The 18,867-nt window shown below is 63.3% G+C and carries 23 protein-coding genes and 2 tRNA genes; 12 read left to right on the top strand and 13 right to left on the bottom strand.

The window, feature by feature from the left end; translation table 11 throughout:
* Positions 1–169 precede the first annotated feature (169 nt).
* The 3 genes from GJR96_RS09785 to GJR96_RS09775 form a co-directional block, all read right to left on the bottom strand.
* On the bottom strand, positions 170–604 hold the full coding sequence (locus tag GJR96_RS09785) for a hypothetical protein (RefSeq protein WP_151162761.1): 435 nt from the start codon (positions 602–604) through the stop codon (positions 170–172).
* A gap of 169 nt (positions 605–773) precedes the next feature.
* On the bottom strand, positions 774–1,310 hold the full coding sequence (locus GJR96_RS09780) for a hypothetical protein (protein ID WP_225317756.1): 537 nt from the start codon (positions 1,308–1,310) through the stop codon (positions 774–776).
* 211 nt (positions 1,311–1,521) lie between these two features.
* Positions 1,522–1,866: a cupin domain-containing protein gene (locus GJR96_RS09775; RefSeq protein WP_151162759.1), complete on the bottom strand. Its 345-nt coding sequence runs from the start codon at positions 1,864–1,866 to the stop codon at positions 1,522–1,524.
* Between the two features lie 93 nt (positions 1,867–1,959).
* Here GJR96_RS09775 and GJR96_RS09770 point away from each other — a divergent pair, with 93 nt between their 5' ends.
* Positions 1,960–2,499 carry a DUF5817 domain-containing protein gene (locus GJR96_RS09770; RefSeq protein WP_151162758.1) on the top strand — a complete coding sequence of 180 codons (540 nt, stop codon included), beginning with the start codon at positions 1,960–1,962 and terminating at the stop codon, positions 2,497–2,499.
* A gap of 22 nt (positions 2,500–2,521) precedes the next feature.
* Here the strand turns inward: GJR96_RS09770 and GJR96_RS09765 are convergent, their stop codons facing one another.
* The 4 genes from GJR96_RS09765 to hmgA all read right to left on the bottom strand — a co-directional run bounded on the left by GJR96_RS09765 (position 2,522) and on the right by hmgA (position 5,650).
* Positions 2,522–2,668, bottom strand: a complete 147-nt coding sequence (locus GJR96_RS09765) for a hypothetical protein (RefSeq protein WP_154326207.1) — start codon at positions 2,666–2,668, stop codon at positions 2,522–2,524.
* Positions 2,669–2,990: 322 nt separating this feature from the next.
* Positions 2,991–3,770, bottom strand: a complete 780-nt coding sequence (locus GJR96_RS09760; RefSeq protein WP_225317732.1) for a CPBP family intramembrane glutamic endopeptidase — start codon at positions 3,768–3,770, stop codon at positions 2,991–2,993.
* A gap of 349 nt (positions 3,771–4,119) precedes the next feature.
* Positions 4,120–4,245, bottom strand: coding sequence for a hypothetical protein (locus GJR96_RS18415; protein WP_255471328.1), 126 nt, complete (start codon positions 4,243–4,245; stop codon positions 4,120–4,122).
* 193 nt (positions 4,246–4,438) lie between these two features.
* Positions 4,439–5,650 carry a hydroxymethylglutaryl-CoA reductase (NADPH) gene (hmgA, locus tag GJR96_RS09755; protein WP_151162756.1) on the bottom strand — a complete coding sequence of 404 codons (1,212 nt, stop codon included), beginning with the start codon at positions 5,648–5,650 and terminating at the stop codon, positions 4,439–4,441.
* A gap of 108 nt (positions 5,651–5,758) precedes the next feature.
* On the opposite strand from hmgA, the gene GJR96_RS09750 reads away from it, so the two are divergent.
* The 6 genes from GJR96_RS09750 (at position 5,759) to GJR96_RS09725 (ending at position 12,891) form a co-directional block, all read left to right on the top strand.
* Complete coding sequence (locus GJR96_RS09750) at positions 5,759–7,306, top strand: amidohydrolase (RefSeq protein ID WP_151162755.1); 1,548 nt, start codon at positions 5,759–5,761, stop codon at positions 7,304–7,306.
* A complete protein-coding gene (locus GJR96_RS09745; protein ID WP_151162754.1) occupies positions 7,307–8,488 on the top strand; it encodes an MFS transporter in 1,182 nt (393 codons plus the stop codon).
* A 36-nt stretch (positions 8,489–8,524) separates the two neighbouring features.
* Positions 8,525–9,445: a hypothetical protein gene (locus tag GJR96_RS09740; RefSeq protein ID WP_151162753.1), complete on the top strand. Its 921-nt coding sequence runs from the start codon at positions 8,525–8,527 to the stop codon at positions 9,443–9,445.
* Positions 9,446–9,511: 66 nt separating this feature from the next.
* Positions 9,512–10,309 carry an orotidine-5'-phosphate decarboxylase gene (gene pyrF, locus GJR96_RS09735; protein WP_151162752.1) on the top strand — a complete coding sequence of 266 codons (798 nt, stop codon included), beginning with the start codon at positions 9,512–9,514 and terminating at the stop codon, positions 10,307–10,309.
* Positions 10,310–10,590: 281 nt separating this feature from the next.
* Complete coding sequence (locus GJR96_RS09730) at positions 10,591–11,142, top strand: J domain-containing protein (protein WP_151162751.1); 552 nt, start codon at positions 10,591–10,593, stop codon at positions 11,140–11,142.
* 144 nt (positions 11,143–11,286) lie between these two features.
* The gene (locus tag GJR96_RS09725) at positions 11,287–12,891 is read left to right on the top strand and encodes a GTPBP1 family GTP-binding protein (RefSeq protein WP_151162750.1); all 1,605 of its coding nucleotides are present in this window, start codon (positions 11,287–11,289) and stop codon (positions 12,889–12,891) included.
* Between the two features lie 6 nt (positions 12,892–12,897).
* On the opposite strand, the gene GJR96_RS09720 is transcribed toward GJR96_RS09725, so the two are convergent.
* The 3 genes from GJR96_RS09720 to GJR96_RS09710 all read right to left on the bottom strand — a co-directional run bounded on the left by GJR96_RS09720 (position 12,898) and on the right by GJR96_RS09710 (position 14,750).
* Complete coding sequence (locus GJR96_RS09720; RefSeq protein WP_151162749.1) at positions 12,898–13,383, bottom strand: hypothetical protein; 486 nt, start codon at positions 13,381–13,383, stop codon at positions 12,898–12,900.
* Positions 13,380–14,312 carry a methenyltetrahydromethanopterin cyclohydrolase gene (mch, locus tag GJR96_RS09715; RefSeq protein ID WP_151162748.1) on the bottom strand — a complete coding sequence of 311 codons (933 nt, stop codon included), beginning with the start codon at positions 14,310–14,312 and terminating at the stop codon, positions 13,380–13,382. The genes GJR96_RS09720 and mch overlap by 4 nt, the downstream gene beginning before the upstream one ends.
* A 123-nt stretch (positions 14,313–14,435) precedes the next feature.
* Entirely contained in the window at positions 14,436–14,750 is a 315-nt protein-coding gene (locus GJR96_RS09710; protein ID WP_151162747.1) for an MTH1187 family thiamine-binding protein, read from the bottom strand.
* A 104-nt stretch (positions 14,751–14,854) separates the two neighbouring features.
* Here GJR96_RS09710 and GJR96_RS18110 point away from each other — a divergent pair, with 104 nt between their 5' ends.
* The 4 genes from GJR96_RS18110 to GJR96_RS09695 all read left to right on the top strand — a co-directional run bounded on the left by GJR96_RS18110 (position 14,855) and on the right by GJR96_RS09695 (position 16,779).
* Complete coding sequence (locus GJR96_RS18110; RefSeq protein ID WP_191965838.1) at positions 14,855–15,022, top strand: hypothetical protein; 168 nt, start codon at positions 14,855–14,857, stop codon at positions 15,020–15,022.
* Positions 15,023–15,080: 58 nt separating this feature from the next.
* Positions 15,081–16,139 carry a YihY/virulence factor BrkB family protein gene (locus tag GJR96_RS09705; RefSeq protein WP_151162746.1) on the top strand — a complete coding sequence of 353 codons (1,059 nt, stop codon included), beginning with the start codon at positions 15,081–15,083 and terminating at the stop codon, positions 16,137–16,139.
* A 37-nt stretch (positions 16,140–16,176) separates the two neighbouring features.
* Complete coding sequence (locus GJR96_RS09700) at positions 16,177–16,452, top strand: DUF7130 family rubredoxin-like protein (RefSeq protein ID WP_151162745.1); 276 nt, start codon at positions 16,177–16,179, stop codon at positions 16,450–16,452.
* 72 nt (positions 16,453–16,524) lie between these two features.
* Positions 16,525–16,779 carry a hypothetical protein gene (locus tag GJR96_RS09695; protein WP_151162744.1) on the top strand — a complete coding sequence of 85 codons (255 nt, stop codon included), beginning with the start codon at positions 16,525–16,527 and terminating at the stop codon, positions 16,777–16,779.
* A 93-nt stretch (positions 16,780–16,872) separates the two neighbouring features.
* On the opposite strand, the gene GJR96_RS09690 is transcribed toward GJR96_RS09695, so the two are convergent.
* The 3 genes from GJR96_RS09690 to GJR96_RS09680 all read right to left on the bottom strand — a co-directional run bounded on the left by GJR96_RS09690 (position 16,873) and on the right by GJR96_RS09680 (position 17,732).
* Entirely contained in the window at positions 16,873–17,142 is a 270-nt protein-coding gene (locus GJR96_RS09690) for a hypothetical protein (protein ID WP_151162743.1), read from the bottom strand.
* 436 nt (positions 17,143–17,578) lie between these two features.
* A tRNA-Gly gene (locus GJR96_RS09685) sits at positions 17,579–17,649 on the bottom strand.
* Between the two features lie 12 nt (positions 17,650–17,661).
* Positions 17,662–17,732, bottom strand: a tRNA-Gly gene (locus tag GJR96_RS09680).
* A gap of 288 nt (positions 17,733–18,020) precedes the next feature.
* Here GJR96_RS09680 and GJR96_RS09675 point away from each other — a divergent pair.
* Positions 18,021–18,863 (top strand): putative RNA uridine N3 methyltransferase, encoded by an 843-nt coding sequence (locus GJR96_RS09675; RefSeq protein ID WP_151162742.1) that lies wholly within the window; start codon positions 18,021–18,023, stop codon positions 18,861–18,863.
* Positions 18,864–18,867: the final 4 nt, after the last annotated feature.

The raw sequence follows: 18,867 nt of genomic DNA, 5'->3' as shown, positions 1-18,867 counted from the left end.
GCCGAGCTCTGCTCGGCAACATCAACGAACTCGCGTAAACGAGTTCGTTGAGCAGCCAGAAATCTTCGATTTCTGGATACATTCACGAACTCGCGTAAACGAGTCTCCCTCTCACCGGGGCCAACCGGCCTCGACTATTTCTTCTTTCGACTGCCCGAAGAGCGACATCTCACCGCCGAAGCAGGTCGAACAACGGCCGAACGAGTCCGAAGACGAACGCGCCGGCGGTGTCGGCGACGATATCGACGCCCGTGTCTTCGAGGTAGTATGCCATCGACCACTCGACCCAGAAGTCGGTGAAGAGTCGCTCGTACACCTCGAACCACGTGCCGATGGCGGCGACGGCCATCGGGAGGACCACGAGTAAGGCGATAGGCGACCGGAGCAATCTCGGTTTGAAGACGTACAACAGTGCTGCAACACCGAACCCGGAGGCGGCGTGGACAAAGATGTCCCACCACCAAATCTTCGTGTAGAGGTACAACGCCATGCTCACGAAGTGAGTGAGGGTGACTGCACCGCCCCACGTGGCGACGATAGCCATCTCTCGCGGACGTTCTTCCCAGCGCGGTGCCACCATCTGCTCCCACGTCTGTCTCAGCATTCGAGGCGGGTGGGGCGCAGAGCGCTGTTCGGGGTGTCTGGTATCCGCCGTGGAGGACGGGTGCTGTACGGGTCCATATTGGGTGATAGTGAATCGGGAATATGTACGTTATCCCCCGCGAGAAACAGGTCGTGGGTTAATTTAACGCAGAGTCGGAGAGGAGAGAGCGTCACCGCCGCGACGGGGCGTCGTCGCCGGACGAACTGGCGTCATCGCCAGAGCGAACTGACGCACCACCGCCGTCAGACCGAATGTTCGCGTGGTTGCCCGGCGGTTGGGAGTCGGGTCGACGCTGCGCATCACTCGTGAACTGAACGACGCCGTCGACGAGGACGACGAACGCGAGTGCGCCGAGGACGTCGACGACGAGGTCAGTGGCGGTGTCTTCAGCGTAGTACGCTGCCGACCACCCGTACCAGAAGTCCTTGAACAGGTACTCGTACAGTTCGAAGCCTGCACCGATGGCGAAGATGATGCCGGCGACGACGACTGGAGCGCGATTCCCGTCGAACGTCCGCGGGAAGACGAGGAACAACACGCCAGCGACGCCGAACCCCGACAGGGAGTGTGTCAGCAGGTCCCACCACCAAATCTTCGTGTAGATGCCGTAGGCCAGCCCACCGAAGTGGAGGCCACTGACGAAGAGTGCCCACAGACCGACGAACGCCCAGAGCCACGGCTCTCGCGAGAGTGCGACTCGGCTCATCGCCGCCTGTGACGTACCGTCGTCAGCAGGTCGTTCGGCAGGCTGGACGCTATCCATAGTTGATATACGCGGGGGGAGGGCATAGTTAGGGACTACTGTCGGTTAGATAGTTACAACCTATTGATAAATGCTTTCTCCCTCACAGTGGTGGATGTGTGACACTCACAAGCACGAGAAACGGTCGCCCGTGGGTCGAATGTGTGTCTGCTCGTCAGTCCATCCACGGGGGGTTGTCTCGGGGTGGTGAGAACACGTCGATACCGACTACCGTCTCGTCGCCACGGTTCTCTGCACCGTGCGGTTCGCCACCCGCGAGTGAGTACGAGTCGCCGGGGCCGACGACGATTTCCTCGCCGTCGTCGCCCGCAACGAAGGTCAATTCGCCAGCGACGATGTACCCCACCTGTTCGTGCGGGTGGTCGTGAACTGGAACCGACGCGCCGGGTTCGATACGAAAGTGCTGAACGTTCATCTCGTCGCCGCCAGCGAGGAGTGCGAGGTACACGTCGTCCGCCGCTTCGGTTGGTTCAACGTCGTCGATGGAGATGCGGTCCATGGTGACAGGCCACTCGCTGCCGAGATAAAACCGACGGGCGTGACCCAGTCACGCCCCCGAACGTTCAAATCAGATGACGGGCAACTCACGAGTATGTACGCGGTGGTCGGGTGTACGGACTGTGCGAACATGTGGTTGCTCTCGAACCCACAGGAGTCGAAGACGGCGACGTGCCCGCGGTGCGGCACGCGACACCAGACGAAGAGACTTCGGCGGTTCTTCGAGTCGGAAGACCGTGACGCCGCGAGACAGGCGCGGGCGGCGCTCTTGGCGAAGAAACACGGCGACAGCGAGGCGTTCGCGCAGGTGGCACACGTCTCGGAACTCGACAGACAGGTCGACGAGTCGGGTATCGACGACCGCGAGTACCTCGAAGAGTCGGGACTCGACGCCGACAAAGTGTTCGATGCTGGCGAACAGGCGAAACACGGGCGCGCCGCGTCGTCTGGGTCGGTGGACCGCGTGACTGCCGTCAAAGACGCAGTTCGGAACGGCGACAGGCCGACCGAGGACGAAATCGTGGCCGCGGTGAGCGAACAGGGGGTCCCGGACGAAAAAGCCCGCGACGTGCTGGAGAGACTCCGCCGCCGTGGTGAGGTGTCCGAGTCTGGCGGCCGGTACCGCGTCCTCTGAGCGTTCGAGGTCGGCTTTCGTTTCAGAGGTACCCGAGGAGTTTCGCGATGGTGAGTGCGGAGGCGACGACACCCAGTACCAACTTCAGGAGTCGTAGGCCTCGCGCGAGACGCCGCACGTCGTGGTCGTCGTCCGATTCAGGGTCGATACTGGAGGTGGGTACGGACATGGGTTGGGGTGGGAGTGTGGATACGCCCGCGGGTGCTCACCGACGGACGCTTGTGAACCTACCAGCGAGAAAGGATTAAAATCGAGCCACGGGTGCGGAGTGAAAGTGAACGAAGACGCGAGACGCCGAATCGGTCGATGGAGTGCGCTAGAGCACGAGAGGCGCACGAACGAAGCGTCGACTCTCCAGTGAAACTAAAGAACGATGCGGGAAGCACCGGCACCATCTAGCCCCGAACCCGACTGGCACACTCGATGAGGTTGCGAGCGGCGACGAGCGAGAGGCAGAAACGCACTGGTCGGCGCCCCTCCACCGAGACTGTTTACCGTTTCACAGCGACCGGCGGTGGTCGCGGTACCTCGTCCGCGCTGGTCATCGTCTTCGCGCCCCAGACCAATGCGAGGACCACGACCAGTCCGACCCACGAGACGGTCGCAATCGCGTCGGCACGCGGCGTGACCGCGATTATCTCACCCGTGAAGTTGACCATCCCGTGTAAGATGATGATTGCGAGCGTACTGCGAGTAGTGTTGTTGAACACCCAGCTAAACGCCCCGGAGAGGCCGACGACCCCGACCATGAACGTCCAGAACTCCAGTGTCCCGACGCCGAGTCCCGACTGGTACGTCCCGTCGACGAAGAACAACGGGAGGTGCCACACCGCCCACACGATACCCAAGATGACGCTCGCGGTCAGGGCGTTCCAGCGGAGTTGAAGCCGGTCTAACACGTAGCCGCGCCATCCTAACTCCTCGACGAACGGTGGAAGCGTCGCGAAGAATATCGCCGGAAGTATCGCGAGCGGACTCACTGCGAAGCCTCTGACGCCTTCACTCCACGTTGCACCGGTCCCTCCGAGGAGGATATCCGCTACTGCTCCCACGAGGTTAATCGCGAGTGGGAGGAACAAGATGACGAGGAACCACTTGACCCCAATTCGACTGACATCCGTGAGGCGTCTCCAGAAGTCCCGTCGGCCCTCCTCACCGTAGACGAGGTACGTGAACCCGATACCGGCGATACCCGGGCCGGCGAGTCCAGCGAGCAACAAGACCAACCCTGTGGCGCTTTCGAACGAGATGCCGAGTGCGATAGCGACCAACCAAAACGACCACGTGATGAAATACGTAACACCGAAAAATACCCACGGACTCCCGGTAGACGTTCTCGTTTCACCCACCGACACCTGCGTTGTTTCGGTCATTGCGACCTGTATGTACGTGAGGTGTAGGCTTCAAGCGAAGACTCGGTTCTCATTTCATGGGGACGTTTAACGGTCAAAAAACCAGATAGCAGGCCTCTAGGTACAGAAATCGGCAATTCCGGGATTGGGTTGCCGACCCAGTTCGACGTGCGTGCAGAGAGGAGTGTGAGTTCGTGGGCGAGTGACCCGACGGCCAACACTCGGAGAGAACATCGGCGTTTGCCGGCACCCGACAGACGGGACGAGTCTACTGGAGTTCGTCGAACGAGTCGAACTCGTCCCAGCACGTGCACTCGAGGTCGTCCAGTGAGGTGACTTCGTCCGGAAGGTCCGTAATCGGGATGGTCGAACCTGCTTCCTCGCACCCCCGCATGTGTACACTGAAATCAGTGCTTGACATGGTAAACATGCTCGTGACTCGCCGTGGCACAACTATAAATTGAACCGATATTCTGAGGGTGTGAAAATCGTCCGCGAGTCGGACAGTTGGGGCGAGACGCCCCGAGAGACCGGGACGCTCACAGCAGCGCCACCGTCAGGTGACAACAGTTCTCGGCGAAACCCAGTTACCGACCGAGTTTCGCGTGGGCGCTCGAAAGGTGCCGCGACGCGAGCGCAGAGAGGAGCGAGAGTTCGCCGGCGAGTGACCCGACGGCGATACACTCGGCGAGGGCGTCGGCGTTCGACCCCGCAGGGTCGCCACCGCCACGGATGCCGAGGATGTCGAGGCCTTCGGCCTGCGTCGGCAGTTTCGTCCCGCCACCGATGGTTCCGACTTCGAGTGAGGCGAGCGACACCGACACGTATAGGTCGCCGTCTTGGACCTCGGCCGTCGTGATAGCGTTCGCACCTTCGACGACTTGCGCTTCGTCCTGCCCGGTAGCGAGGAACATCGCGGCCACGACGTTGGCGACGTGGGCGTTGAAGCCGAGACTCGCGGCCTTCGCAGACCCAACGAGGTTCTTGCGTGTGTTGAGTTCGGCGATGGCCTCGGGCGTGGTGTGGAGCCGTTCTTCGACGACGTCGCGCGGGATGCGAACGTCGGCGGTGACGCTTCGGCCGCGGCCTTCGACGGCGTTGATGGCGGCGGGTTTCTTGTCGGTACAGAGATTCCCCGAGAGGGCGACGAGCGACCCGGTGGTCTCGGATTCGACCACGTCACAGGCCGCCTCGGTGGCGATGGTGACCATGTTCATTCCCATCGCGTCTTTCGAGTCGTACCGGAACCGCAGGTAGACGGAGTTCCCGACGACGTACGGCGTCACGTCGAGGAGTTCGCCGTGATTCGTCGTCTCCTCGGCGGCCTCTTTCAGCGCCTCGAAGTTGTCGCGGGTCCACGAGACGAGTGCTTCGGCCTCGGCCACGTCGGCGACGCGGAAGACTGGTGCACGAGTCATCCCGGACTTGAGAACACGCGCGGTCGCACCGCCAGCGCTGTTGATGACCGAACACCCGCGGTTGACCGACGCGAGGAGTGCGCCTTCGGTCGTCGCCAGCGGCAGGTACTTCTCCTCGGAGACGGCGGCCCCATTCACGGTGACGGGACCGGCGACACCCAGCGGTACCTGGATGGTACCGACCATGTTCTCGATAGCCGTTTCGGCGGCCTCCGCGGGGAAGCCGTAGTTGCCAACGGCGTCGAGCGAGGCACCCGACTGCTCTTCGACGAGGAGGCGGCGTGCTTCGGCGGCGACGTCGGCGTCGGCGTGTGCTTCGAGTTCGTGGAGGCGGAGTTCGCCCTCCCGAACGCGGTCGGCGAGGGACGCGGCGTCTGTCATGCTCCGACGTTTCCCGCGCCGGCCCTAACGGTTTCCGGTTCTTCGAGCGACCCGGCCGGTCCCTCCCCATCCCGAACGATTTTGGCCTCCCGCGTCGGGGTCGAAGGTATGACTGCGGCAGCGGACCTCGTACTGACGAACGCGGCGGTACACACGCTCGAATCACCGGACGAGACGCACGAAGCGGTCGCTATCCGCGGCGGTGAAATCGTCCGTGTCGGCCGTGCGTTCGACGTGGAACTGCTCGTCGGCGTCGAGACGCGGGTTATCGATTGCGACGGCCGAGTCGTCCTCCCCGGATTCGTCGACGCCCACACGCATCTCCCGATGGTCGGCCGGTCGCTCGTCCACGCCGACCTCTCGAAGGCGGACTCGGTCGCCGATGCGGTCTCACTGCTCGAAGACCGCGCATCGGAAGTGGACGACGGAGCGTGGGTTCTCGGATTCGGCTACGACGAAAGCACGTGGGACGAGTCGCGCTACCTCACTCGCGACGACCTCGACTCAGTCTCCGAAACCGCTCCTGTCGTCGCCTTCCGCGAAGACCTCCACACTGCCGGCGTGAACTCAGTCGTCCTCGACCGGTACGGCGACCGGATGGCCGCCGAAGGCGTCCAGACTGACAGTGACGACGAAGACGGAGAACCGACGGGCGTCATCGTCGAAGAGGCGGTCGACGTACTCTGGGACGCGACCGAACCGGACCGAGACGAGATGACCAGACTCGTCCGCGCCGCACAGGAGTACGCTACCGCCCGCGGCGTCACCGGCGTCCACGACATGGTCCGTGGGTCTCGCGCGCCCGAGGTCTATCGTGACCTCGCCGAGGCAGGCGAGTTGGACCTTCGAGTCCGAATCAACTACTGGTCTGACCACTTCGCGTCTCTCCACGAAGTCGGCCTTCGGACGAACCACGGTGACGGACTCGTCCAGACTGGTGCCATCAAGACGTTCACTGACGGTAGTTTCGGCGGGCGAACCGCGAAAGTCACTGAACCGTACGCAGACGCCCCCGACGAGACTGGACAGTGGGTCGTCGCACCAGACGAACTCCACGAACTCGTCGCCGAGGCAGACGACGCGGGCTACCAACTCACGGCGCACGCCATCGGCGACGACGCAATCGACACCGTCCTCGACGCCTACGCGGAGACGGCCGACCCCGGCACTGCTCGCCACCGTGTCGAACACGTCGAACTCGCCTCCGACGAAGCACTCGACCGATTCGCTGACACAGGCGTCGTCGCCTCCGTCCAACCGAACTTCCTGAAGTGGGCCGGCGAAGACGGCCTCTACGACGCGCGACTCGGGGACCGACGCCTCCAGACGAACCGCTACCGTGACCTCCTCGACGCCGGTGTGAACCTCGCGTTCGGTAGTGACTGCATGCCGCTCGGACCACTCCTCGGCATCGACCTCGCCACCGACCACCCGAACCCCGAGCAGTCGCTCACTGTGACCGAAGCGCTCCGGGCCTACACCTCGGGCGGGGCCTACGCCGGGTTCGACGAAGACCGACTGGGCACTATCGCACCGGGGTACGCTGCCGACTTCGTCGTCCTCGACGAGTCGCCGTGGGAGTCGGAGTCAATTCGCGACATCGGCGTCGCGATGACCATCGTCGACGGACGTGTCGTCTTCGAGGCACGCGACTGAATGCAGACGGGTCTCCGCTCTCCAGTCGCGAAATACTACGCCTACAAGACGACCGAGTTCGTCTCCTTTACGGCCGCAATCTGGATTCTGTTCGTCCGGTCACGCGGTCTCTCGTTCGCCGAGGTCGGCGCACTCAACAGCGTCTGGTGGCTTGCCCTCGTCGCCAGCGAGATTCCGACGGGATACGTCGGCGACCGACTCGGCCGTCGCTCGGCGATGGCGCTCGGAACGGCAATCATCGCCGTCTCGACAGTGGCGATGGGCCTCTCGTCCACGTTTCTCCAGTTCGCTGTCGTCTACGGCACGTGGGCAGTCGGTCAGACTTTTCGGTCCGGGAGCGACGACGCGTGGCTCTACGACTTGCTCGGTGAGACCGACGAGACACAGGAGTTTGCGAACGTTCGCGGGAGAGCGACCGGCGTCGGCCTCGCTATCGGCGCGGTGACCACGCTCGCAGGCGGTGTCATCGCCGATGCGACGAACTACTCGGTTCCGTTCTTCGCGACGGCGGCCATCACGGCTCTCGGGATTCCGATTCTCCTCTCGGTCCCGGAGACGGGGAGCGATGGAGACGGGTTCACCCCGAAGAAAGCCGTTCGCGTCATCCGCGAGAAGTTGACGCGCCCACCCCTCCGGGGGTTCGTGGTCTACTTCGCGCTCCTGTTCGGCGTCGTCAACATGGCGTACATCTTCGACCAGCCAATCGTCCGCGACGTGGCACTCGGTCTGGGCGTTCCCGAATCTGCGACGAATACGGCGGTGAGCGCCTCCTACGCCGTCTTCTCGCTCGCTGCCGCCGCCGCGAGTTACCGTGCCGGGTGGATTCGTGACCGAATCGGGATTCGTCGGTGGTTCCTCGTCGCACCCGTCCTCGTCGCACTCGCCTTCGGGTCGCTCCCGCTGTTCGGCCCGCTTGCCTTCCCCGCGTTCATCGTCGCGCGCGCCGTCACGAACTCGTCTGTCGTCCTCGGGAACCAGTACGTCAACGACCGGGTCGATTCCGTCGGCCGCGCGACGGTCCTTTCGGCCGCCGGAATGCTCTACTCGCTCGCTGTCGTCCCGTTCGAACTCGCCGGTGGCGTCGTTGCAGACGCGGTTTCTCCGACCGGTGCGCTCGCCGCGTTCGGCGGGGTCCTCCTCGTCGGGTCGGCGGTGTTGTGGACGGTCGAACGGCCGGTGTGACCGTAGATTCATATCACAGCCATCTGAACGAGAACCATGTCGTTCAGGTCATCTGTCAATTCCTCCGCCGAATCGAGCGCCTCGCTCGCCGTCGAGGCTGGGTTCGTCGTGGCCGCGCTTCTGGGCGTGGCTCTCTGGCAGTTCTTCGTCGACACGACCGCCTCGGGAGTGGCACAGCCGCTCCTTCGACGCGGGGGTATCCTCGTCGGCAGTCTCGTCACCGGTGGCATCCTACTCGCCGGCCTCACGGTGTACGCCAGTGTGTACACCAGCGTCCGTGACATCGACGTTCCATCGACCGGTCCATCGGCCAGTGACGCCGGAGTCATCGCTCTCACCGTACTCGGTCCTGCGGTCCTCGTCGGTGCGACGAAACTGGTTGGTTCCGTCACGGGCGTCACGTACGGGTCGCTCACGAAGACTGGGTACGGTGCTGATGCGACCCTCGCGGCGGTGTTCCCACTCACCGGGTTGGAACTCGTCGTCGGTGTCCCCGTCCTCGTACTCGTCTCGCACGTCTTCGTCCAGTCGAGCTTTCGGCGCGTCGCAACCGACCGAGTGGCTATCGCCGCGACGACGGTGACGACGGTGTTCGTGCTCGTGAACGTGAACCGCGGACTGGTCTTCGTTCCCAACGTCGGCCGACTCGCCGCCGCCGCGGTGTTCCTGCTTCTGCTCGGTGTCGCGCTGACTGTCTCCGTGCGCACGACACGTGACTGGACACGTGTGCTCTGTTACGTCCCCGCCCTCGGATTCGTCGTCGTCGTCATCGGGTCCGAACTCGTCACAATCGGGTCGGTTGCCGTCGCACTGTTCGTCCTCTCGCACGCTCTCGTCCTCGGTATCGCCGCTTACGCCCACGAACGAACTCGGTCGCTCTTCGTGCCGGCGCTCGCGTACATCTCACTGATTGTGAGTACCGACGCGGTGGTGTTCTTCTTCGAAGCGGGATTGTAGCGGACGACTGACTTCGGCCGTCCCGAAGGGAAAACCCCTTACTCCCGGTCGTCGCACTCGCGGGCAATGGGCTTCTTCGACGACCTCCACGACCGCATCGAGAAGGTGAACAGCGTCGTCTCGGTCGGCCTCGACGCCGACATCGACCGCATCCCCGAACACCTCCTCGACAAGGACCTCCCGCGGTGGGCGTTCAATCGACGCATCATCGACGCGACCCACGAGCACGCGGCGGCCTACAAGCCGAACGCGGCGTTCTACGAAGATGCCGACGGGTGGCGTTCGCTCCGCGAGACCATCGCCTACGCACACGGGAAAGGCGTCCCCGTCCTCCTCGACGCCAAGCGCGCCGACATCGGCAACACGACCCGAAAATACTCCGAGATACTCGATTACGCGGACGCCATCACCGTCAATCCCTACATGGGCCGCGACTCCATCCAACCGTTCCTCGACCGGGAAGACAAGGGTGTGTTCGTCCTCTGTCGAACCTCGAACCCCGGCGGGTCAGACCTCCAGTCGCTCGAACTCGCGTCGGGCGAACCGCTCTACGAACGCGTCGCGGCGCTCTGTGACCTCTGGAACGAACACGGGAACGTCGGCCTCGTCGTCGGCGCGACGGGTCCCGACGAGTTAGAACACATCCGCGAACAGGTTCCCGACCTGCCGTTCCTCGTCCCCGGCGTCGGCGCACAGGGTGGCGACGCGGAAGCGGCAGTCGAGTTCGGCCTCGCCGACGGCGTCGGCCTCGTGAACTCGTCGCGCGGCATCATCTTCGCCGGCGAGGGCCAAGACGAACACTTCGACAAGGCCGCCGGGCAAGCGGCAAAACGACTCAAGACCCGTCTCAACCAGTTCCGCTGAAGGACGTTCGCTGTCGACTTCTCGCGGACTCAGTCGACGAGTCCTTCCGAGCGAAGGTGTTCGAGTCGTTCCGCTCTCGTGTCGAACGTCCGACCGCACACGTCACACACGAACCCATCGTCTCTGTCGTCGGTCGCCGAGTCACTCATATCTGTGGCAACGTGGACCGGCCGTATCACCGTTTCCCGTGACTGTGCGGGACGTGTCGAACCACCGCGGTCCGCGGAGGCCCGCACCCACACCAGCGAGACGTTTACTGGGGTGCGCGCCATAGTACGTTCGTGGACCGGGACCGACTCGTCATGGGCCTCGCTGCGGTGTTCGCGGGCATCACCATGCTCCTCGTCGTGCTGGCCTTCGCGTACCGCCAGTTACTCATCCTGTTCGTCGCCGTCCCGTTCGGCGCGACGACGTACTTCATGTACTCCCACGTCAGCGGGCGGTTAGAGGAACGATTCCGCCGAACCCGTGCCCGAGCGAGCACTGGCCGCGTGGGGTTCCAGTCGGAACGGCGGCGGGCGAGTCGCCAAACGACCGGTGGATTCGGTGCAGGCCCCCGCGGCGACCCACGGCAGGGACCGGGAGCAGGGCGCTTTGGAGACGGTGGTGGGCAGAATCGCCGGCGGCGTGAATACCAGCGGGTACGCCCGCCCAAAAACGCCGTGAGCAAGCAAGAGGCACTCCGAACCCTCGGACTCGACGCCGACGCCACCGCCGCGGATGTAAAGCAGGCGTACCGAGAACGCGTCAAAGAGACGCACCCAGACTCGAAGACAGGGGACGAAGAGGCGTTCAAGCGCGTCACGCGGGCCTACGAGCGCCTGTCGGAGTGACCTCAGTCTGAACGCCACGCGATTCGGCGTGTCTCGTGACGCCCAGATAGCCCACTGAGGAGTCTGTCGTCTCTGTTGAGTGATATTAACATGGTAACCACTACCGCGGAAAGCGTTTTCACGGTTGGTTTCCTACGGCCGCCCATGAGCGCTGACCGGGCTCTCCTGAACGAGGCCCTCGAGCGCGGTGAGGAAGAAGGCGGCAACGTCGAGTTCAAAGAACGCCTCACTCGTGCCGTTCATTTGGCAGATGGTCGGATGGAGTCGCTCGCGGCCCAACTCCGACACAGAGTGCTCTCCGGTGACGGAGTCGCGACGTACGTTGTCGGCGTCACCGACGACGGCGGAATCGCCGGCATCTCGCCGGACGACTTCTCCGAGACGATGGACGTCCTCTCCTTACTCGCCGAAGAGGCGGGTGCCCACATCGAAGACGTCGAGACGTGGGGCGTCGGCGAGAGCGCCGAACGTGGTCTCGTCGGCGTCGCGACCATCCGCGAGGGGGCGATGCTCGACGTGGACGACGACCACATCGTCGTCGGTACCGCCGGCCACGTCGACCACGGAAAGTCCACGCTCGTGGGGTCGCTCGTGACCGGCCAAGCGGACGACGGAAACGGCGGGACGCGGTCGTTCCTCGACGTGCAACCGCACGAAGTCGAACGCGGCCTCTCTGCCGACCTCTCGTACGCAGTCTACGGGTTCGCCGACGACGGCCCGGTCCACATGCGAAATCCGCACCGTAAGTCCGATCGGGCGCACATCGTTCAGGAGGCCGACCGACTGGTCTCGTTCGTCGATACCGTCGGCCACGAACCGTGGCTTCGGACGACGATTCGCGGCCTCGTCGGGCAGCGACTCGATTACGGTCTCCTCGTCGTCGCCGCCGACGACGGGCCGACGCGGACGACCCGAGAACACCTCGGTATCCTCCTCGCCATGGAACTGCCGACGATAGTCGCCATCACGAAGGCGGACGCCGTCTCCGAAGAACGACTCGACGACGTCGAACGCGATGTCGAGCGACTACTCCGTAACGTCGGCCGAACCCCGCTCAGCGTCGAACGCCACGGCGTCGAGGCCGCTGTCGACGAGATTAGCGAATCCGTCGTCCCAATCGTCCTGACGAGCGCCGTCGAGATGGCGGGTATCGAGGAACTCGACCACATGTTCGAGTCGCTCCCGAAGCGAAGCGCCGCAGAGGGCGACTTCAAGATGTACATCGACCGGACGTACTCGGTCACCGGTGTCGGCGCAGTCGCCTCCGGAACCGTCAACTCCGGTGCAGTCGAAGCGGGCGACTCTCTCCTCTTGGGCCCGATGGCAGACGGGTCGTTCCGAGCGGTCGAAGTCCGCTCCATTGAGATGCACTACCACCGTGTCGACAGAGCGAACGCCGGGCGCATCGTCGGCATCGCCCTCAAAGGCGTCCGTGAGTCGGCAGTCGAACGCGGGATGGTGTTGCTCCCGGCTGACGCCGAACCGACCGCTGTCCGTGAGTTCGAAGCGGAGGTGATGGTCCTCAACCACCCGACGCGTATCCGCGAGGGCTACGAACCGGTCGTCCACCTCGAAACCGTCTCCGAGGCGGCTATCTTCCACCCCGAGGGTGGGCAACTCCTCCCCGGAGACACAGGGAAGACCCGCGTCGAGTTCAAGTTCCGGCCGTACTTCGTCGAAGAAGGACAGCGGTTCGTCTTCCGCGAGGGACGGTCGAAAGGCGTCGGGACCGTGACGAGCGTCGAGTAAGCCCGCTTAGCCTTCGACAGCGACGTATCCGCCTTCTTTTCGCCCCGCGAGTCCGAACAGCACCGCCCAGTCCAGCAAGTCAGACACACGGCCACGCCAGCGTGTCTCCCACCCGTTCGGGTCGCGGTGCCGTTCCCAGTTCGGGACCGTCGGTTCGAACGCGTCGAAGACGGCGGCGACCGACTGTGGGTCCTCGTCGAGGGCGTCGAGAACCTCTTCAGCACCGAAGACGTGGGCGACGAACGCCTCTCCGAGGTCGTCGACCGTCTGCTCGTCGCGGATGCGCTCGAACCCGCGACTCGTCTCGCGGGCGAGTCCGAGCGACTGACAGAACACCAGCCAATCGCGGCCTTCGTCCGGCGTCACGTCTAACCGCGTCGCGAGGCGGCCACAGCAGTCGTCCTCGGACCCCGGAATCAACGGAACGGCGCGGTGTGCCTCCCAGAGGCGGTCCAGTTTGTCCGGTGCGGGTGGGACCGGCTTTCGCCTCACAGTCCGAACGACTCGGCGAGGACCTCTTCGTCTGTCTCACCGAGCGTGTAGGTGGGGCCGTCGATAACGTCGATAGTGGCCTGTGCGGGGCCGAACACGCCGGGGTCGACCTCGTCGAAGTCCCACTCGGCGTCGTCGAACACGTCTTCGAACGGGACGCCGTACTCGTCGCCGGCAGTCGAGATAGCCTGGTCGAAGTCGTCGAAGTCCTCGGCGACGGTGAGGTGGACCCTCCCGCCGTAGGCGACGGCGTCGTTCGTTCGACTCATGGCGACGCTCTCGTCGTAACTGACCGGGGCGAGTGGTGCCGACCCGGTGGCCGAGACGATACTGGCCGGTTCGTAGCCCGCTTCGAACAGGTTGAACACGGCGAGTTCGGCCGCACGGGCCGCACCCGTGACGCTCCCCGCGAGTGACCCAGTGGCGTACGTCGGCAGGAAGACGGCGCTGGGTTCGACACCACACATGTCGGCGACGTGCTCTGCAACCTCGTCGGTCGGGAGGTCGATGCTCTCGACGGTGAGGGCCGTCAGGTCGAACTCGTCGTAGTACCCGAGGTGGTGGAACTCCTCTTCTTCGCCGACGAGGGCGCGCGCGGGCCCGGACCCGAGTCCGTCGTAGTCGTCGAAGACGAGTTCCCACCCTGCCTTCTGCGAACAGAGCAGGGCGAGTGCGGGACGGTCCGTCGACAGTTCGACCACGGGGCGCGGCGTGCCCGCCACGTCACCCATCCGTGTCTGGACCGTCGCGAGGCCGGCGGTCTGAATTTCGGCGAGGAGCATCCCCGCTTCGACACCGCCGTCGGCGTCGACGCCGAAGTCGATGACCGTCGCACCGGAGTCGAGTTCGTAGCCCTCGATGCCGAGTTCGTCGGCGAAGTCGAGCGCTTCGTCCACCAGTTCGATGGCCATTCGATTGATGCTTTCCATGCGCGGCGATTACGCGCCTTCGGCTAAAGGGTTTGTCAGTCGGACGCTCTCCGACGTGCGTGGACGTGTCTCGAAGTGGGTGAGACGAGTGGGCGAGCAAGCAGGACGAGAGTCGGACGCGACTCACTCGGCGTCGCGCTTGGCGGGGCGTCCGAGGTGTTTTTCGACCGCCGAAACTTTGTCCGCAGCACGCTGGTCGCTGGTCCGTTTGTCGTCGACCTTCAGGAACGTGCTCACTCGGTCGCCGTCGACCGCTTTGTGCGCCGCACCAACCGCGGCGAGGAGTTCGTCGATGTCGTCCGCTTCGATGACCGTCCCCATCGGGTTGGTCTCGTACGACACGTCGAAGTCGTCGAGGGCGGCGACCGCCTTGGCGACTTCGCTGGACATGCTCCCTTCGACGACCGGTGCGACACTCAACATCGCGATGACTGTCATACTGTAGACTCCGCAGTGCAAGACAGTAAAACAAGGTGTTGAGCGGCTAACACGTCAGTTTTCGAACCGACGAGGCTTTCTGCCTGACAGTCATAGATTCCTGTATGTCTCGCAGTGGACTAACTCGACTGGTACTCGTCTTCGTGGCGACGATTCTCATCGGAGTCGTCCTCGGGTCGGCGATTGGTGGGGCCGTCGGGTACTCGACAGAGTGGACGGCGACGGGTGCCGTCTTCGGTATCGCAGTCGGACTCTTCACCTCGAAGCGGTAGTCCCGGGCAGTCGATTTTCAAGTCGGCCTTTTTCTCTCCCGACGACGTATCGGATTCCATGAATCCACGGGTCTCGCGTGCGCTCACTCTCACGCGGGCAATCTTCCACGAAGCGCGCGCCGAGCGACTCACCTTCATGGCGGGAAGCATCGCTTACGGGGCGTTCGTCTCGCTTCTCCCACTGTTTCTCCTCGTGCTCGCCGCGATATCGATTATCGGGAGTGCCGACCTCCGACAGAGTGTCATCGTCCTCATCCAAACCGCCCTGACGCCGGGTGCGGGTGACATCATCATCGCCGAACTGGAGGCGACGAGTCGCCTCACGAGTCTCTCACTCGTCGGTGTCCTCGTCCTCCTGTGGGGGACGCTTCGCATCTTCCGCGGCCTCGACACTGCCTTCTCGGACATCTACGAGTCGGAGGCGGCCAACACGTTCGCCGACCAACTCAGAGATGGCATCATCGTCCTCGTCACCGTTTCGCTCGCCCTCGTCGCCGGCGGTATCCTCGAATCGTCGCTCCCGCACCTCGTCGGAAGCGTCGGATGGGTCGTCTACCGAGGTGTGCTCGTCTTGCTCCTCTTCGCGACGTTCTACCCGATGTACTACATCTTCCCCGACGTGGACGTGTCGTACCTCGAAGTCGTCCCCGGAACACTCGTCGCCGCCGTCGGGTTGACCGCCTTCGGGTCGCTCTTCCGACTCTACATCCACTTCAGCAGTCGGTCACCCGAGTCGAGTGTCGTCGCCGGTATCCTCGTCCTCCTGACGTGGTTGTACTTCAGTGGTCTCGTCATCCTCTTCGGCGCGACGGTGAACGCCGTGCTCTCGAATCGTTCTCGCGACGTGAACGTCCGCCCACTCCTCGGTGGTATCCCACTCGACTCACAGGCCGCCCGGACGACCAGACGAGAGGTGGTACGGGCTATCGACCAAGTAGATGCTCTCGTCGCGGCAAACCCGGACGAAGACATCAGCATCAGCGTCGGGGACGAGACGATACGGATTCCGGGTCCCGAGAAGGTCGTCGTCGATAGCGACGTCAGTCGATTCCTCCCGGAGGGACCGGTTCGGTTAGAGTTCAGATGGTCGTCGTGGCCAGACAGTCAAGATGACTGACTACGTGGATTATGTGTTCTGCGACCGTACGTCCTGTATGGCCATCAAGACACCCGCACACCCGACACGACCGCTCGAAGGCGACCACACGACGTGGGAGACTGTCGAGACGAGTTCGACCACCGCGTCTCGGGCCGTCTTGCCACCCGTCGTCGTGGAAAACCGAACCATGGGTCACCACCACTTCGGCGAAGCACACCTCGTCTGGCAGTGCGACGACTGCGGCGAGGTCGGCACACTGACCGCCTTCCCGACGTCCTGCCCGGACTGTGGGGCGGCACGCGAAGCGCTGTTCTACTACACCGAGGACTGACCCCCGACGCCGCGAGTGCCCATCTTCGGCTCCGACCGCGACGGTTTTCCCGCTCGCAATCGACCAGCGAGTATGTACCTCTCTCACCCCGTCCGACGGATGCGTGACGACCCATTCGACGACGAGACGGCGGAACTCCGGGTCGAACCCGTGGACGACGACGCCAGAGTCGTCCTCGACGACCACGTCGCGTCCCTCGGCGGGTCGATAGAGAAGGAACTCCAGTTCGGCGGCGTCGTGGTCGTCCTCGCCGAACCCGACGTAGCAGCACTCTGTGAACTCGACGGTATCGAACGAATCGAGACGGTCGATACGCTCGGGTATTAATTTCTTCTCTCGCACGTGTGCGACGCGCGGGAGTCATTCAACTACGTCTTCGTCGACACTCTCGTGTGAAAATTCGAGTCGTGGGAAGGGCGCTTACTCGAGGTCGACGGTGAGGTCACCACTCTTCCGGAACTGTTCGTGAGTAATCTCGAACGGTATCTTGACGGTCTTCGGGAGGCCCGGCGAGACGACGGCCTGTTCGGTCTTCTCTTGTCGTTTGTCTCCCGACTTCGCGACAGCCTTGACGGTCCGTTTTTCGTCGCCGTCACCGGTATTCCGCAGTTGCACGACGGCGACCACGTTTCCGTCGGTCCCTCGTTCGAAGTTCCAATCCGTTATCTCGACCGCTTCGGTTGTTGCCATACCGAGACGCACGTCGGACACATGTAAAAATGTTGACTTAAATTTACTCGTGGAACCATTTTTCGGAAAGACAGTCACTGGACCGGCGGTGTCTCTCGCTCACGAAGTTCGTTCAGACGGGAGGTTCGTCCGAAGTGCGTCGGCTGGGAGTCCCGCGAACCGAGTGAGGGGGACTCAGGAACTCCCGGGAACGAACGAAGTGAGTGACCGGTGTGACGGGATTGAACCGAGTCGAGGCGGTTTCCTCACTCCACAGAAACTCGGAGTCTATCGACTCCTCGTTTGGTTCCGTTCAGAAAGTGCGTCGGCTGGGATTGTGAACTTCACTCGCTCACTTCGTTCGCTCGCTAGTTCAAATCCCAGAGTGTCGCATTCACAACTCACAGTCCGAGCGACACGCACAGCGGTCGCTCGGAAGGTAGGTTCGGTGGAGAAGTGCGTCGGCTGGGATTTGAACCCAGGTTGTGACCATGGCAAGGTCACGTGATACCACTACACTACCGACGCATGAGGTGGAAGTGCGCTGGCTGGGATTTGAACCCAGGTTGTGACCATGGCAAGGTCACGTGATACCACTACACTACCAGCGCATTCCGCGTGTATCGTGGCGCTTGCTGCGTTTCAGGATAATGCCGGGTTGATAAATAAGACTTGCGAAACGGGGGAGAAATCGGGTGACAGCGCGGCACCTGCTACCACGTGAGATTCGGTTCTCGGGACCTGTCGAAAACCGTGTAATTCACTCACACACGTCGTTCGTCAATCCTCCACAAACTGGTGCGTGGGAGCCTCTATCACCCCAGATTGGATTCGCTACTCTTTTAGGTAGGCCCCCGGTAGAAACGCCACAGTCTAGACGATACGAGGATGAATCCGGCATGAAACTCAGCGTACTCGTGCCGACCTCACTCGTCCGGGAAGCCGAAGACCAACGCGAGGCAACTCGCAAACTCGGCTACGTCGCCCGCGCGGCGGCGGTCTTCCGGGCGAACGAACTCGTCATCTTCTCCGACGAAGATGGCGAAACCAGGTGGGGCGGCGAGTTCGTCGAAACCGTACTTCGGTACGCTGCGACACCCCCATACCTCCGGAAGGAAGTGTGGGGCAAGCGTGACGAACTCCGGTACGCTGGGATTCTGCCTCCCGTTCTCGTCTCGTCTACGACCGCGGGCGACTCCGACGAGTTGCCTGCGTTGCGAGAAGGAATCGTGACCGAGGTCGGACCTGACGACCGCGTTCGGGTCAATTGCGGAATGCAACACCCGATCTCCCTGTTCGTCCCTCCGGGGATGAACCTCACAGAGGGAGAGCGCGTCGCTGTCAGGATCTCTTCGCGAGAACCGGTCCGTGCGAGGATCGTCGACGAGCCCCTTCCGGGCTTCGACGTATCCCGCATGGACCTCACGGAAGCACTCGGCAGGCCAGATGCGGGCGTGCGAATCGCCACGTCTCGCTATGGCGAGCCGCTGTCAGTCCCCCGTCTGGGAGAACTGACTGCCCGCATCGCCGACGCCGACGGTACGACCGTCGTCTTCGGTTCACCGGGCCGTGGGCTTCCGGACATGCTCGGGATGTCTCCCGAGGATGTTGCAGACGTCGAACCTTCCGGTGGTCCGGGGTTCGACCTCTGGCTCAATACGATTCCGCGACAGGGCAGCGACGTGGTGCGAACTGAAGAAGCGATGTTCGCGTCACTCGCCTCCCTGACACTCACGGAGTGAATAC

It is taken from the genome of Haloferax litoreum (genome assembly GCF_009674605.1).
GTDB classification, from domain to species: Archaea; Halobacteriota; Halobacteria; order Halobacteriales; family Haloferacaceae; genus Haloferax; species Haloferax litoreum.
Note: the sequence above shows the minus strand (reverse complement) of the source record. Positions and strands in the feature narration are given on the sequence as shown.

Coding starts and splice junctions, on each gene's coding strand:
- GJR96_RS18110 (WP_191965838.1), top strand. CDS start 14,855: ATGTCTCGCAGTGGACTAACTCGACTGGTACTCGTCTTCGTGGCGACG.
- GJR96_RS09765 (WP_154326207.1), bottom strand. CDS start 2,668: ATGTCCGTACCCACCTCCAGTATCGACCCTGAATCGGACGACGACCAC.
- GJR96_RS09750 (WP_151162755.1), top strand. CDS start 5,759: ATGACTGCGGCAGCGGACCTCGTACTGACGAACGCGGCGGTACACACG.
- GJR96_RS09710 (WP_151162747.1), bottom strand. CDS start 14,750: ATGACAGTCATCGCGATGTTGAGTGTCGCACCGGTCGTCGAAGGGAGC.
- GJR96_RS09780 (WP_225317756.1), bottom strand. CDS start 1,310: ATGAGCCGAGTCGCACTCTCGCGAGAGCCGTGGCTCTGGGCGTTCGTC.
- hmgA (WP_151162756.1), bottom strand. CDS start 5,650: ATGACAGACGCCGCGTCCCTCGCCGACCGCGTTCGGGAGGGCGAACTC.
- GJR96_RS09785 (WP_151162761.1), bottom strand. CDS start 604: ATGCTGAGACAGACGTGGGAGCAGATGGTGGCACCGCGCTGGGAAGAA.
- GJR96_RS09745 (WP_151162754.1), top strand. CDS start 7,307: ATGCAGACGGGTCTCCGCTCTCCAGTCGCGAAATACTACGCCTACAAG.
- GJR96_RS09770 (WP_151162758.1), top strand. CDS start 1,960: ATGTACGCGGTGGTCGGGTGTACGGACTGTGCGAACATGTGGTTGCTC.
- GJR96_RS09740 (WP_151162753.1), top strand. CDS start 8,525: ATGTCGTTCAGGTCATCTGTCAATTCCTCCGCCGAATCGAGCGCCTCG.
- GJR96_RS09690 (WP_151162743.1), bottom strand. CDS start 17,142: ATGGCAACAACCGAAGCGGTCGAGATAACGGATTGGAACTTCGAACGA.
- GJR96_RS09775 (WP_151162759.1), bottom strand. CDS start 1,866: ATGGACCGCATCTCCATCGACGACGTTGAACCAACCGAAGCGGCGGAC.
- pyrF (WP_151162752.1), top strand. CDS start 9,512: ATGGGCTTCTTCGACGACCTCCACGACCGCATCGAGAAGGTGAACAGC.
- GJR96_RS09725 (WP_151162750.1), top strand. CDS start 11,287: ATGAGCGCTGACCGGGCTCTCCTGAACGAGGCCCTCGAGCGCGGTGAG.
- GJR96_RS18415 (WP_255471328.1), bottom strand. CDS start 4,245: ATGCGGGGGTGCGAGGAAGCAGGTTCGACCATCCCGATTACGGACCTT.
- GJR96_RS09705 (WP_151162746.1), top strand. CDS start 15,081: ATGAATCCACGGGTCTCGCGTGCGCTCACTCTCACGCGGGCAATCTTC.
- mch (WP_151162748.1), bottom strand. CDS start 14,312: ATGGAAAGCATCAATCGAATGGCCATCGAACTGGTGGACGAAGCGCTC.
- GJR96_RS09675 (WP_151162742.1), top strand. CDS start 18,021: ATGAAACTCAGCGTACTCGTGCCGACCTCACTCGTCCGGGAAGCCGAA.
- GJR96_RS09695 (WP_151162744.1), top strand. CDS start 16,525: ATGTACCTCTCTCACCCCGTCCGACGGATGCGTGACGACCCATTCGAC.
- GJR96_RS09700 (WP_151162745.1), top strand. CDS start 16,177: ATGGCCATCAAGACACCCGCACACCCGACACGACCGCTCGAAGGCGAC.